Genomic DNA, 13,836 nt, shown 5'->3' with positions numbered 1-13,836 from the left:
AACTGAGCAAGTCGAGTTGATGAGTAAGATTGAACAGAATAGACAAAGAAAAAAGCAGGCGATATTAAGCGCAGCGAGAGAGAGCTTTCTTTTGGAAGGCTATGTCGCGACTAGCGTGGATGAAATTGCGAGTCGAGCACAGATCACGAAGCAGACGTTGTATCGCTACTTTGCTTCCAAACAAGAGTTGTTTGAGGCGACACTGCATGATATTGCGAGCCAGCACGACCAGTCATATGTAAAAGCATTGCAACAAAATGACGTTCGTATGGCGCTGGTTGGTTTCGCCGAAGGTTTTGTTCAATTTCACCTTTCAACCGAGCATCTGGCAACCTATCGATTACTAGTAAACGAAAGTGTCCAAGCTCCCGAAATGGTGCAAAGCTTCTTTGAAGTGGGGCCAGACTCGACAGATCAAGTATTAGCGGATTTTATGCAGCAGCATTTCCCGCAGCACGTTGATAAAACGGAACTTTGGCTAGCAATGTTACTCGCGCCGAGAAATGGTGCTTTGCTTGGGATGCAAAACTTAAATCAGCAACAGATTAAGCAACATGCCAAACAAGCGACGGACTTTTTCTTAGCGGCTTTGTCAGCTTAAACGATGATGGTCTTTAGTTGGAACTGATTCAAAGAGCTCTGCGCTCTCAATCCTAGGTTTTGAGAGCGCAGGGTCTGAGTCTTATTACGGTTAATTAAACCGTCACCACCGATTTTTGTTTACTGTGTTGACTGTGCTCAAGCGCATCGAGCATTGCGTCGAAATGGAATTGTTGCGGGGATTCTACTAAGATAGAGCCAGAGGCAACTTGTGCTAATAGTGTTTCGCCATCACTCATGAGTTGCGCCCAATCTTGTTCATCACCAAAGTTATGCAACGCGCCAAGCGCGATTTCATGGTAGGAAATGTTGGTAGTGAAAGGTGCATCGACGGGTTGTTCAACTCGACCTTGAATACACACCAGATGACCATTAGAGCTAAGTAGCGGCACCAGTGATGCTGCACTCTCCGGGCTGACAGCGTCATATGCTGCGAAGTATTTACCGTCTACACCCTCAAGTTGGCGATAAACCTTGTTGATATTCAGTTTTTTCGCCAGTTCGTCTGAGCAGCTTTTTGATAATACATCGACCACAAAACCTCTTTGTACCAGCATTTGTGTCAATAGTTTTGTTACCGCGCCGAGCCCAGAAATAAGCACCTTATAATCTGATTTTACTGGGATTTTTTCCACAGCTTGCCATGCGGTTAACATCGGGCAAGGCAATGCAGCTGCGAGGCTTGATGTCATCGTTTCTGGTAATTTCATTACTCGATTTACATAAACAGGCGTGTGCTCGGCAAAACTGCCATGTTGCGCTAGAGCGGCATGATAAGCGACCGATTGACCTATCCAAGCTTTATCGACGTTTTCTCCTACCGCAACAACGATCCCTGCACCATCTACACCTGCAATATGCCCTTCTTGCCAATTTATAGGGTTGGCTTGAATAAATTTCCAATCAACAGGGTTGATACCAATCGCTTGATTTTGAACTAACACTTGATTTGGCAGTGGAGTCGGAATGGTTTGGATAGCCAGCGAAACATTGCCTTGGTTTGGTTGATAAGCCCAAGTGGCATGTTGTGTGCGCATTGAATTAATCCTTATCTGTGTCCGCGTAATTTGTCTTCTGTCAGTAAATTATATGTCGATGTTTACAATGTAAATTGAATATTTTTTGTCAGACTTGTCGCATGAGATTTGGCGTTTAATTGAGCAATTCATTGACAAGGTAGAATGAACGCTTTACTTTAAAGGTAGAGTAAACGTTCTACCTGAGGTTAAATTTATGCTTAAACATCAAATTGCAGCGGATCTGGAGAAAGCCTTCAGCCAATTCGGTTTTGCAGAACCGAGCGTGTCACAGCTAAAAGATGCCTGCAATGTCAGCTTAAGAACGCTCTACAAATACTATTCCTCAAAAGAACAGATGATTGCTGCGGCGTTAGAGCACCGTCATCAGCGCTATATTCAATTTCTGCTAGAAGATAACCATGCAACAGGGTTAGAAGGCGTGTTGAATATTTTCGATAAATTGGCGGTTTGGATGCGTGAATTTGCCCCTAATGGCTGCATGTCGAGTAATGCTGTGGCGGCTTTCCCAGACAATAGTGAAATCCGTCAAGCTGTCACAAGGCATAAACTCGACGTGCTGGAATTATTGAGTGAAAAAAGCCAGCAGCCTCAAGTTGCAACTCACTTGTTGCTAATCCATGAAGGTATTTCAAACTCATGGACTGTGTTGGGTGAGCAATCAATAGTCAGTGCAAAACAATTGGCGACTACGTTATTACATGGAGAAGTACAATAATGAATATTCCAAAGCAGATGAGAGGCGTCGAGCTAATCGGCCATGGTGGTCCTGAGATGCTTCGTTATCGAGAAGATATTGAAGTGCCTAAGCCGAAAGAGTACGAAGTGCTCGTGCAAGTGTTAGCCGCGGGGGTGAATAACACAGATATTAATACACGCACCGCTTGGTATTCGAAAGGCGATAACGATAGTGCAGACGCGAGTTGGTCTGGGAAAGCGCTTGAACTTCCACTTATCCAAGGTGCGGACGTGTGTGGAGTGATAGTGGCGGTGGGCGAGTGTGTCGACTCTGCACGTATTGGTGAACGCGTGCTGATAGAGCCGAGCTTACAGGAAATCAATGGTGAGCAATTAACATCTCCTTGGTATTTTGGCTCAGAATGTAATGGTGGTTTCGCGGAATACACGGTCGTATCGGTGAAACATGCTTATCCTATTGATAGCCCGCTTTCTTCTGTTGAGTTGGCAACTTTTCCTTGTTCCTATTCCACGGCAGAAAATATGCTCACCCGCTCTCAAGTTATCGATCAAGATACGGTATTGGTAACAGGCGCATCAGGGGGCGTTGGATCGGCGGCTGTGCAATTGGCTAAGGCGCGTGGCGCTCGCGTGATCGCGATCACCAGTGCAGGTAAAAAACAGCAGTTATTGGATCTTGGTGCAGATGTGATTGTGGATCGCAGTGACGATCTGGTTGAAGTGTTGGGTCAGAACAGCGTTGATGTGGTGATCGATCTCGTTGCTGGTCAGCAATGGCCTGAGTTACTTAAAGTACTGAAACCCAAAGGGCGTTATGCAGTATCGGGCGCTATTGGTGGAGCGATGGTTGAACTTGATGTGCGAACGCTCTACTTAAAGGATTTAAGCTTTTTTGGTTGTACAGTGCTAGAGCCGCAAGTGTTTCATAACCTTGTTAAAGTGATTGAATCAGGGATAATTCAACCAATTCTTGCTCAAGCGTTTGATTTGAAAGATATTAATCAGGCTCAGGAGACGTTTGAACAAAAATGTCATGTCGGTAAAATCGTATTATCGGTGGCTTAACGCCTGTTTAAGCTGCACAGTTCTCGATCTCTATTTGGTTGTATATACCCAAGTAACTTGAGGTTACTTGGGTGTTTATCCTATTGTTTTGTATCGGCATCGGGCGCATCCGGCCAGTCCCGCACGTGCACATCCATCTGTGGAAACGCAATCTCGATACCATGCTGTTTAAACAGCTGGTCGATCTTCTTGTTAACCAGATGAATGGTTGATAAGCGGTGATCGATCGAATTGATGTGGATACGCAATTCAAAATCTAAACTACTGGCTCCAAATGCCAAGAAAAATACCGAAGGTGCAGGATCATTGAGAATCAACGGATGCTCTTGCGCTGATTGATAGAGGAGATCCTCTACTTTCTCCACATCCGATCCATAAGCGACGCCAATCGGGATCACGATACGGGTAATCGAATCGGTCAGCGACCAGTTGATCAGCTTTTCAGTAATAAAGGTTTTATTGGGTACCACGATCTCTTTGTTATCCCAATCAATGATGGTTGTTGCCCGGGTTTCAATCTTACTCACTGTGCCTGATAAATCATTAATTGTGACAATGTCACCTATTCTAATCGGTCGCTCAAACAATAAGATTAAGCCCGAGATGAAATTGGCAAAGATTTCTTGCAGACCAAACCCCAGCCCAACACCGAACGCAGCGACCAGCCATTGTAGGCGAGACCATTGAAAGCCAAGTAATGCAAAGGCTGATAATACCCCAGTCATGAGGATCAGATAACGCAGTAAGGTTGTGACTGCATAACCGGTACCCGGTGCTAGCTCTAAGCGGCGTAGTACCAGTAGCTCGAGAATGCCGGGTAAGTTCCTGACACCCACAAAGGTGACGAGCAAGGTAATTAGAGCGTAGATGAGGGATTGCAGGGTGACATCAACCAGTGTGGCACTGCCACTGATGGTTTCGCTCACCTGCCAAACCACCACATTGTTAAGTAGAGAGGTCATTTCGAGTGCGCTCGACCAAAGCGTAATGATTGCGATCACTAACCCAATGACTGATAACCCACGCAGTAGTGTTAGTGACTGCTCACTGACTTGTTCACTCGCTAACCCTTGCTCCTCAACTTCAGGAAAATCTTCTCGTAACTCCGCAATCTCTGGTGGTTCATCGGCTTGTTTTTGTTGCAGGGCTATCAGTTCTTCTCGCCGTGCAAGTAGGCGTTGATAGTTGAGTTGACGGTGTTCGAGCTTTAACCAACGTTGACCAAGTTGGTAAATAAATAGAATGGTTAAAGCGACAAAAATGGTGGCTTGTTGGTAAACCAGTAACATCCATGCGGCGATATAGAGCCCGAGTATGGCCATAATGGCAATTGCGAGCATTGAGCCCATGATCAAACTTCGTAAGATCATTAACCCCACTCCTTGCCCTAGAGAGCTAGGTAAGGCTGTGGGCACGCGGTGATGTTTGAGCAATGCCGAATAGACAGCTGTTAAGCTTAAAATAAAGATCAGAAAGCACACCCTTGATGCCTCGGCTTCCTGATCTTGAGCGACTAGCTCCACACAAAAAATCACAAACAGAAACAGAGTAAACGGCCAACGTACGCGCTTACTGTGCTTATGTAAGTAATCACAAACGGATTCTGGCCAGTTTAAATGGAGTTCAAGTAATCCCTTTTTGCTACTAATAGTGTGGCTAAACTCAAGCACAAATAGTGAGGCAGCACTGCCAATTATCAGGGTGCGAAAATCATTAGTGTTATCAGAGGGAAGGAGCCAGAACAAAAGCGCAGCGGTGATGAGATACCAAATGGGCATAATCGCGGCTCTGATTAGTGTAGATAGCAGTAATAGCACACTATTTTGGAAGCGATCTTTTACTGGGTGTCCAAATACGGCTTTAAACTCATCTCTTTTGTGCAGTGAGTGCTCAGTTAGCTTGCGATAAATGAAGTAGAAAACCAGTGAGTAGACAATGAATAAGGCACCAACCTTAGTCAGTTTCGTTGTATCTAGACGCTCCATCGTTGATGCGAACGGGGTGGGTGAACCAAACCAGACGGTCTTATTAAAACTGGCTAAGTGCTCCCATAGCGGAACATTGCTTCGAGTCCATAATTGTTGCTCTCGTAAGAAGCTGCGCGCATCCTCGACTTCGAGAGCGTATTGGTTGAGCGATAATTGCAGTTTGCCTAATGCGACGATCAATTTTTCATAATCTTGAGATAATTGAGTGAGCAGTTGATTGGATAAATCTGCTAGCTGATCGTTTGGGGCTGCTTGAGGCTGCGACGCCAATACGGCAGTCGTGAGCGAGTAGTCAGTGAGTAACTGGCTAATTTCATATTTTCTGATATGCGTGTTCGCAATCGTATCGGGAATGGTTTTGCTGTTGACTGAATTGGGTAAGCGGCGTAGCTGCGCTCTGATTGAAGCACCAAACGCGGTACTATTGCGTAACCAAGCGAGATTCTGTTTTATGAGCTGTTGCTCTTCTGCCAAGCTGCGGCGCTGAGCTTCGGTTTTTTGGGTTTCAATTCGTGCTTGGTCTATATCGACCAACACTTTTTCTAACTCTTGGGCGTACTGACGAAGTTGGTCGACAGCCGCTTGCCTCTCTGGTTGGTCTTTCTCTACCTTTTCGCTCACATCGAGTGCTTCGGCAATCAGTGCTCGAACTGACTTTTGTTCAACCTGAGTGAGTCGCTCTTGCAGATTAATGATCAAGGGCGTGGCGGTTTGAATTTTCTTTTCTAATAGCTTTTGTTCTAGCCTAAGCAGTTCAGTGCGCTCGTCGAGACTTTGCAGTTCAAATGAGGTCACCTCGCGTTTGAGCTTTAGCTCCGCCAAATTAGCACTTTGCGACCACTGTTCTATCTCACTCTCTTGTGATTGAGTGGTTAGAGATGCTTGCTCAATTTGTTTGTCTTGTTGAGCTAGGCTGACAGGAAGCGCTGTTCGGTCGCTATTGAGTTTATTTGCTTGGTCACTATTGGATTGGTAGGAACTACGCCACTCACTCATTGCCGCTTGAAGAGAAGCGATCGCTTGAGTTAAGTCGTTATAACTGCGTAGCTTATCGGTGGCGAAAATCTTGAGATCGTCGGTATTCTCTATTTGTTGATTGAGGCGCTCACGCAGTGTTGGGTATTGATTGATGATCTGCTGAAAATTATCGCGCTCAGATTTGAGTTTCTCAAAACTGTTGAGTTGCACACGGAGTTTGTCGTATTTCGCAATCAGCAGTTCGTCTTTTGGTGATTCATTCTCAAGTTTGCTAATTTCAGCTTCAACACTTTCTACGGAAGGCGACGCTTGAGCGCCAACTGGTATACAAACGAATGCTAAAATGAGCAACAGGCACAGTTGAGGTATCAAGATCGGTCTTATTCCAAGCAAACTCATCTCCTACTTCTACCCAAAGTAAGGATAAGTGTATATGCAAAATGGCTATTCAGCCTGATTGCATAACTTGAGCGATGCTTAACAAGCTTCAAGATACGAGATTGAGAGCAACGCGACTGTTTCTACGTTAAGGAAACCCACGCTACGTATTAGTGCGGTGATGGTTTCTATGCGTTGCAACTAGGCTTATATAATTGGTTGGTGATCAAGTATTTTTGCTTAAATTTAGAACCAATCTGACACATTTAGTAACCTTACTGTTGAGAAAAATGTCGACATGTGTTGGAAAATGCTAGCGCTTTCATACTTATATTCAAACAACTTATATACACTGAGAAAGGTAAACACTTGGATATAAGAGGGTTATTGCAGCCACAATTTCACTCTTAGTGATGCCAGTTTCGAGCAAGAATTTTCTAGCAGTCGCGCCATTAAACTAAAACAATACTAGGTGAAGCATGTGGAAAGAGATCGTTGTCCGATCTGATGATGGTAAGCAAATAATCGCAAAGTTGCCGAAGGATATGTCAGTTGCGCCTGAGGCGGGAGTTGGCGATCTTACTCAAGCGCTTATTGCTCTAGAGGCACAATCTTTTTTCGTTTATCAAGAAGAGGTTTTACGATTTCTCACCTTAGCCAAAGAAGGCAAAGCGGAGTCTTTTCAAGGTATTGTTGTTGCAGAAAAACTGGATGCGGTTGTTGAAATGAGCATTTCAGAAGATGGGATGCTGGCGACCATGGTGGTGACAGGTGCCTACGGTGGTAAAGCGATTGATGGTCCTAGATTGGTGCAAACCCTAGCAGGTGGCTCTGTGACTAAAGGCATCAATAAACTGGCGCTGAAGAAGGTGTTAGCGGTCAGTCGTCAACTTAAACCAGGTGAACAATTCTCCCAAGCGATTGCCGCGGGCAAAAAGCCTATCGACGGCAAAGATAGCCAATTTATACCTCTGGTTAAAGATGTCTCTAAGCAGGTCCTCGCTCCGGTAGAAGATGAAACCGGCAAGGTGGATATGCTTAATCTTGGCGAAACCGTCAGTGTGGCGAAATCGCAACCATTAATGCGTCGTATTCCTGCAACGCAAGGCGTTCCGGGGTTAACCGTTCAAGGCAAAGTGATCCCTGCTGCTGATGGTAAAGATCTTCCTTTGAAAGAGGGTAAAGGATCGCTGATTTCCGAGAAAGATCCGGATCTATTGATTGCAGCAATGACCGGAATGCCGATCCTGCATGAAACCAGCGTGGATGTAGATGATGTCTTAATCCTTGAAACAATAGGTGTTGCCACAGGTCATGTGAAATTTAAAGGTAACTTGCTGGTGAAAGGCAATGTCGAATCAGACATGAAGGTGCGAGCGACAGGCAATATTATTATCGGTGGGTTCGTTGAGTCTGCTGACATTCAAGCCCATGGTGACGTAGAAATTGCCAAAGGGGTTATTGGTCATAACGTATCGGATAACCAGAAAAAATCATGCGTGATTAAAGCGGGTGGCTCAATCAAAGCAAGCTACGCGCAATTTGCGGAACTACAAGCTGGACATGACATTGAATTGGCAATTCATTGTATGAACAATGAAATTCGCTGTGGTAATAACCTGACGGTTTCAGATAAGAGCGCGCGTCAAGGAACGTTGAGTGGTGGTCATGCCAAAGTGGGCGGTAAAGTATTGTGCGTCAATTTAGGTGTTGAAGGTGACACCGCGACATACGTGCATGGCTTTGCTCGTTACAAAATGCATAAAGATCGTCAAACAAAATTCCGTGAGCATTACCAAGCTGCGCAAGAGTCAACGATGGATATCATTCGTAAGGAATTAGAGTTCAAAAAGCGTCCTAAAGCCGAGCGAAGCGAAGAAGAAGCGGAAAGCATTGAAGCAAGCAAAATCGCTGCTAATGCCCAGTTAGAAAGAATTAAAATGGCTAAAGAAACTCATCAAACCGAATTTGAGCGTCTTCTTGCTGAGAATACCGTTCAAGCAACCAAAAAGGTTTATACCCGTGTGATTGTGCAGTTTGGTGAAGATAAAGTGACCACCAAGCGTGTCCATGGCGCTGCGGTGTTTTCTTACAATCACTTCAAAGTTGAATGTAGCTCAATGATCGATGAAGAGTTGCTGCAAGAAGACCTCTAAAAACATGATTTGGTGTATCTGAGAGATTTTCTTACCAACTCCCTTTTTATCGCAGTGAAAATTGCTGCTGAAATCCCAACTGATAACAAATTATATTTCTCGCATAGCAAGAATAGTTAGATTTTTGTTTTGCGGATTTGCTCACTATCTATATTTTCCTTTGCTGGCAAAATCTCTTACGTAGAATGCAATGACTCATATTGATATGCATAGAATTGGCGACAATTTAGAGAAACGTTTGCCCGAGTTATTATTGTCAGATAATAAAAAATGACACATTCTTACCTTATGAGAATTCATTATTCTTTGTCTTTATAAATTCTCATATCCTAGGAATACCATTTGGTCAATCCAATCCGAAACGTTACAACAATAGTATGAATTCGATGAAGCAAAATTCCGGTCAGGTTAACGAAAAACTGTTGCAGCTATTAATGCAAGTTGCCGTTAATGACGAGCCTGTAACAGCTAAGACTCTTAGTGATCTTTTAGGCACGCCAATTAGTAGTCTTTACCGCCACTTAAAATTACTCAAAGAGTGGAACTTGATTGAGGAAAGTCCAAGTGACAAAACCTTGATCATAGGTCCGGCGGCACTACTTTTAATGCGTAGTTATGAAACCAGCCAACACGACTTGGATGCGGTTGATGCCGTTCTCAACCGCCTTCAAAAGCAAACTGGTGAAATGGCTGCGTACATGGTGCCAGTTGGATATCGAGCACTGTGCGTGAGCCGAAAAGAGAGTATGCAAGCCCTGCGCTGTAGTTATGTTCAAGGACAGAGCCAACCACTGCTGCGCGGTGCATCGTCGAAGGTAATGCTTGCGTTTATGCCAGCGCAACGTCGTGAAAAGATTTTACGCTACTTTGGTGAAGCTCACCGTATTAATGAGTGGCAGCAAGATCTTGATGCGATCCGTGCGCAAGGCTACGCATTCAGTACTTCTGAGATCGATCCCGGTGTATCTGGTATCAGTGCGCCGGTAATGAAAGGATCGAAGCTAGTTGGTGCAATCTCAGTAATGGCACCAGCACATCGAGTTCAACAAAATCAGCAAAGGATCATCCTTCACGTTCTTCAAGCAGCGAGGGCTCTGCCCCCAGAAAGGTAATGCATATGTTCGGCCTATTTCGACGCAATAAAACTCACAGTATTACTGGTGTTTCCGCTTTCTCAATGGTGTTAATGAGTATTTCTCAATCCATAAAACCGATGAAAGCAGTTGAGTTCGAAATGGCTGATCAAAGTTTGCAGGACGTTTTTGATTGGTTGGCTGAGCAAGAAAAGAGTCGCTGGTTAAATGGCGGTCACTATACATTATCTGAACAGATGATTGGTCGCTACCAACTCAATTTGAGCCGCTATTTGGGCTCACATACCCTTCCAGTTGTGTTCAGTAATTGCACCGAGGGAGTGCTTCATGCACTCCCATTGATCAACAGTCATCAAAAAGAGCTTGGGATTATTCATATTGGTAATCAATTTGAGATAAAACCAAGTCTTGACCCAGAATTGGGCTCTGCTTATCACTTCGCGTTGGCGCGTTTTAGCGAACTACGGTTGTTCTGTATGGGCATTGATAGCTCGCGTCAGAGTGAAAAAACACTTGAGTACGCAGAAGATCTTGGTTGTGATTGGATGACGTTGTCAGAGTGCCAGTTTGCTCACCGTTTTCATATGAAAGAGCAACTTGCCAGCTACTTAGCCCATTGTGACCAAGTGGTATTGAACATCGATTTGGCGTCATTGTGCTCGCAATCATTCGTTGGCACTGGTCGACAATTGGAAGTACAGATGGTGAATCGTATCATTCGTCAGTGTTTAGTGTCCGGCAAGGTCAAGATGGTTCAGTTGGTTGGTTGGAAAGACAAGCATATTTTCGCTAAATCAACATTAGCGATATTACAAGAATTGGCAGGAATGGTGCCAACGACTGATAAAGTCGCGTAACCAGCAATTTATCGATTAAAGCTTGAATAGAGTCCCCAGATGGTGCTTTCTTGGCGGCTATCGCGATAGAGATATCAAGCTCGATTCCATATCGACCAAAAATACAAAAGCTGGCTAAAGAGCCAGCTTAGACGTTGCTTTTTATCCACAATTTTACGATTTCGTTACTGGTTTATTGACTTCTTTCCAGTACTGAATGCGAATTCGATGTAATTGTGCTTTTCTCATTTTCTTCATGAAATTTCCTCACTTAATTCTTGCTGCGATATGCGCATGTGTGAATACAGTTCCTCATGAACTCTTTGAATGTAGCTGTGTTCGGTTTCTATAGCTAGGATTTTGATCACATTTTTGTGCCGAAATCCTGTTGTCTTTAACTCTTAATATGGCTGACATCTCACTATAATCTCCGTGACAATAAAAAGTCATAAAAATGCCACTTAAATTAAATTTAAATAAAACAATTATTTAACTATCAAGTTGCCGCTCATACATTTCAAGCATGTTTGATGCCAAAATTTTTTAGTGCTCATGTCATATATAGCCTGAATTCGAGTGTGATTTTAATCATGTTTAATGATGGAAATGTGACAGGTTTCTAAGCCTATAAAATCGAACAAAAAACAACCTCAATACAGCTTTTTTGTTGGCATAAATTTTGTGACCTTGTATCGCTTTTGTTATTCACTTGATTGACTAAGCGATTTTCAAGGCGTAGATTGTAAGTATCTGTTAAACCAATGAGAGGTAACGCTATGTTAGTTTTAGCATTTCTAGCAGTCGCTATAGGCGTGTTTTTTGGCTCTTGGGTATGCCACCACGGATTACCCATGATGGGGCTACATGTGGATACCTCTGACGCTTTACTTGTTTGTGAAATGACGGGACAAGACGTGCTAGAAGCATGAAACCGCTGAGTGTGAAAAGAGAGCCTAACGGCTCTTTTTCAGCTTTTGGGTAAGTAAAAAAACAGATTAACGGGAGAGAATGGCTTCGATCTGTTCGATGACAGTTTTAAAGCGCAATGGCGTATTGCCACGCTGCTTAGTAATCAAGTACAAATCTTCTGCAACTTCACGCTTGGCTTGGTAGATAGCGATTTTATCTTTATCGGGAAAACTTTCCAGAGCACCCAGTGGTAACACCGTAAAACCAAGTCCCTTTGATACTGGTAATAAGATCTGACTGAGTTGGTTGACGTATCCGCGGATCGGCAGTTGATCGAAGCGTAATTCTTGTAGCCATTTTTCACCGCAACTTTCACCATAGAGCGCCAAACAGTTTTCAGCATCTGGGTGGTTGATCATTCCCAATTGTTTCAGTTTATCGAGATCGAGCTCCTGATTAGCGAAAGCAATCGGTAACATTAAGCACAGCGGCTCAGCACTAAGCTTTGTACTCACCAAGCGCTTGTCGGTTGGTACGCTCGTGACAATGCCGAGATCGGCTTCACCAGAGAGAATGTCTGCCAATACTTTTCTTTTGGGTGCTGCTTCAATCTGTGGGATTAAATCAGGGTGCTGGCATTGAAGATGCAAAAGGTGCGGATAGAGCAGCAAAGCTAAAGAGCCTGAGCAAGCAATACGTACTGCTCCCTTAAAGGGGGAGTCTGGCTCTAAGCTTGCTAAAAGCATAGACTCGCGCATCTGCATCTCTTTCGCGTAATCAAAAACCGCCTGCCCTTGTGAGGTGATATCAAAACTCTTGTTGTTACGCTCAATCAGAGCATAGCCGCATTCTGCTTCTAGCTTCTTAATGTGCTGACTCACGCCGGGTTGAGTCATAAACAGTTTTTCAGCGGTGCGAGTAAAGTGACCTGTCTCGATGAGAGTCACGAAGGTTTTGAGCCACAATGGATTTAGCATGGTTACACTGTTCTGATAATCATAATTTATACAAACAAGATTAAATCATAATGGAACATTCTGAAACACTACGAGCCAATGATTTTTATTGGAAGTTAGTCTAAAGCACTAATACTGAACAAAATATAAATGAGATTTATTTGCACTCGTATTTCTGATAATCTTACCGTCGATTGTTTTATCGAATAAATTGTTTTAGGAGTAGTAATGAGTGCGAAAAAATCGCTGAAGAAGTTAAAGAAGAAAGTGGTGCAGCAAGCACAGACTCGATCTTTAAAGCAACTAAAAAGCTTATCTCTGCCTGAACAGTCAAATAAGCAAGTTACGCAGGCTTCTAACAGTGCATGGCGCAGCGAATTTAAGCAGGTTTCACAGCAGGCTTTGGTTAATGTTGCGAGTGAGTTAGCAGCGCCGTTTAACCCGGTGTTATCTTGGTTCAATGATGGCAATGTGATTACTTTGCCGCCGGTTGGTTTTGCTTCAACAACATCAGTAGAGACCAACAAAAAGAGCGCCGATGCGCGCCCTAATATGAAGTCTATCGTTCATTTACCGATGAAATCACCACCGTGTAAACGTTGCCCGGCCTTAAGTAATGGTGTGTGTAAATGTGCGGCTAAAAAACTGCAAAAATCGGCTTAATCTAATCGGTTTTGCACTTAACCTAAACTCATAATTACGCGACTTACTGACGGTCCGACTAAGCGAGAAAGTGCCATTCCTGCCATGCCTTTGGCAAAAGTCTTTGTACCACTAATTACTGCATTCTCAACAAATGATGGTTTTGGGTTGCTTCGCAGCCAGCCGTGACTTTCTAATATTTCCATAACACTATCAGCATCCAACTCATCAGGGTTGAATGAAATCGCCACTGAACCTGCGTGTTTTTTATGCTTGATTGCAGTGATCGCATCAATCTGTTCTAGCTGTGAAATCAGCGAAATCACCTCTTTTTGATGCTCTTTTATAAAGTCCGATCTAACTCTAACTCTTTGATTTGTTTTGTGAATGTAAGTGTTCATAAAAAGCCTAATGCAAACGATAACTATTGTTATTTGTATACAATAGCATTCTATATGACTTAGCGCAAAAAAACACTAACCGGTACGCAAAATATCC

12 protein-coding genes are annotated in these 13,836 nt (G+C 43.7%); 8 read left to right on the top strand and 4 right to left on the bottom strand.

What is annotated here, in order from left to right:
• Positions 1 to 19: 19 nt before the first annotated feature.
• Positions 20 to 601 (top strand): TetR/AcrR family transcriptional regulator, encoded by a 582-nt coding sequence (locus tag GZN30_RS20970; protein WP_075648100.1) that lies wholly within the window; start codon positions 20 to 22, stop codon positions 599 to 601.
• A 94-nt stretch (positions 602 to 695) separates the two neighbouring features.
• Here GZN30_RS20970 and GZN30_RS20965 read toward each other — a convergent pair whose 3' ends face one another.
• Complete coding sequence (locus GZN30_RS20965; RefSeq protein WP_075648101.1) at positions 696 to 1,637, bottom strand: alcohol dehydrogenase catalytic domain-containing protein; 942 nt, start codon at positions 1,635 to 1,637, stop codon at positions 696 to 698.
• A gap of 196 nt (positions 1,638 to 1,833) precedes the next feature.
• Between GZN30_RS20965 and GZN30_RS20960 the strand changes: the two genes are divergently transcribed.
• A complete protein-coding gene (locus GZN30_RS20960) occupies positions 1,834 to 2,355 on the top strand; it encodes a TetR/AcrR family transcriptional regulator (RefSeq protein ID WP_075648102.1) in 522 nt (173 codons plus the stop codon).
• On the top strand, positions 2,355 to 3,401 hold the full coding sequence (locus GZN30_RS20955) for an alcohol dehydrogenase family protein (RefSeq protein ID WP_075648103.1): 1,047 nt from the start codon (positions 2,355 to 2,357) through the stop codon (positions 3,399 to 3,401). Before GZN30_RS20960 ends, GZN30_RS20955 begins: the two co-directional genes overlap by 1 nt.
• 80 nt (positions 3,402 to 3,481) lie before the next feature.
• On the opposite strand, the gene GZN30_RS20950 is transcribed toward GZN30_RS20955, so the two are convergent.
• Entirely contained in the window at positions 3,482 to 6,760 is a 3,279-nt protein-coding gene (locus tag GZN30_RS20950; protein ID WP_232060552.1) for a mechanosensitive ion channel domain-containing protein, read from the bottom strand.
• Positions 6,761 to 7,224: 464 nt separating this feature from the next.
• On the opposite strand from GZN30_RS20950, the gene GZN30_RS20945 reads away from it, so the two are divergent.
• The 4 genes from GZN30_RS20945 (at position 7,225) to GZN30_RS21340 (ending at position 11,760) form a co-directional block, all read left to right on the top strand.
• Positions 7,225 to 8,901: a DUF342 domain-containing protein gene (locus tag GZN30_RS20945; protein WP_075648105.1), complete on the top strand. Its 1,677-nt coding sequence runs from the start codon at positions 7,225 to 7,227 to the stop codon at positions 8,899 to 8,901.
• A 386-nt stretch (positions 8,902 to 9,287) separates the two neighbouring features.
• Positions 9,288 to 10,013, top strand: a complete 726-nt coding sequence (locus tag GZN30_RS20940; RefSeq protein ID WP_164675310.1) for an IclR family transcriptional regulator — start codon at positions 9,288 to 9,290, stop codon at positions 10,011 to 10,013.
• A gap of 5 nt (positions 10,014 to 10,018) precedes the next feature.
• Complete coding sequence (locus GZN30_RS20935) at positions 10,019 to 10,852, top strand: arginase family protein (RefSeq protein ID WP_075648107.1); 834 nt, start codon at positions 10,019 to 10,021, stop codon at positions 10,850 to 10,852.
• Between the two features lie 755 nt (positions 10,853 to 11,607).
• The gene (locus GZN30_RS21340) at positions 11,608 to 11,760 is read left to right on the top strand and encodes a hypothetical protein (protein ID WP_167521322.1); all 153 of its coding nucleotides are present in this window, start codon (positions 11,608 to 11,610) and stop codon (positions 11,758 to 11,760) included.
• A gap of 66 nt (positions 11,761 to 11,826) precedes the next feature.
• Here GZN30_RS21340 and GZN30_RS20930 read toward each other — a convergent pair whose 3' ends face one another.
• Entirely contained in the window at positions 11,827 to 12,717 is an 891-nt protein-coding gene (locus GZN30_RS20930; RefSeq protein ID WP_075648108.1) for a LysR family transcriptional regulator, read from the bottom strand.
• 207 nt (positions 12,718 to 12,924) lie between these two features.
• Between GZN30_RS20930 and GZN30_RS20925 the strand changes: the two genes are divergently transcribed.
• Positions 12,925 to 13,359 (top strand): hypothetical protein, encoded by a 435-nt coding sequence (locus GZN30_RS20925; RefSeq protein ID WP_075648109.1) that lies wholly within the window; start codon positions 12,925 to 12,927, stop codon positions 13,357 to 13,359.
• A gap of 17 nt (positions 13,360 to 13,376) precedes the next feature.
• On the opposite strand, the gene GZN30_RS20920 is transcribed toward GZN30_RS20925, so the two are convergent.
• Complete coding sequence (locus tag GZN30_RS20920) at positions 13,377 to 13,664, bottom strand: hypothetical protein (protein WP_232060550.1); 288 nt, start codon at positions 13,662 to 13,664, stop codon at positions 13,377 to 13,379.
• Between the last annotated feature and the right edge of the window lie 172 nt (positions 13,665 to 13,836).

Origin of the sequence: Vibrio ponticus (genome assembly GCF_009938225.1) — a bacterium.
In the GTDB taxonomy this organism is placed as follows: domain Bacteria; phylum Pseudomonadota; class Gammaproteobacteria; order Enterobacterales; family Vibrionaceae; genus Vibrio; species Vibrio ponticus.
This window is presented reverse-complemented; position numbering and strand designations above follow the sequence as displayed.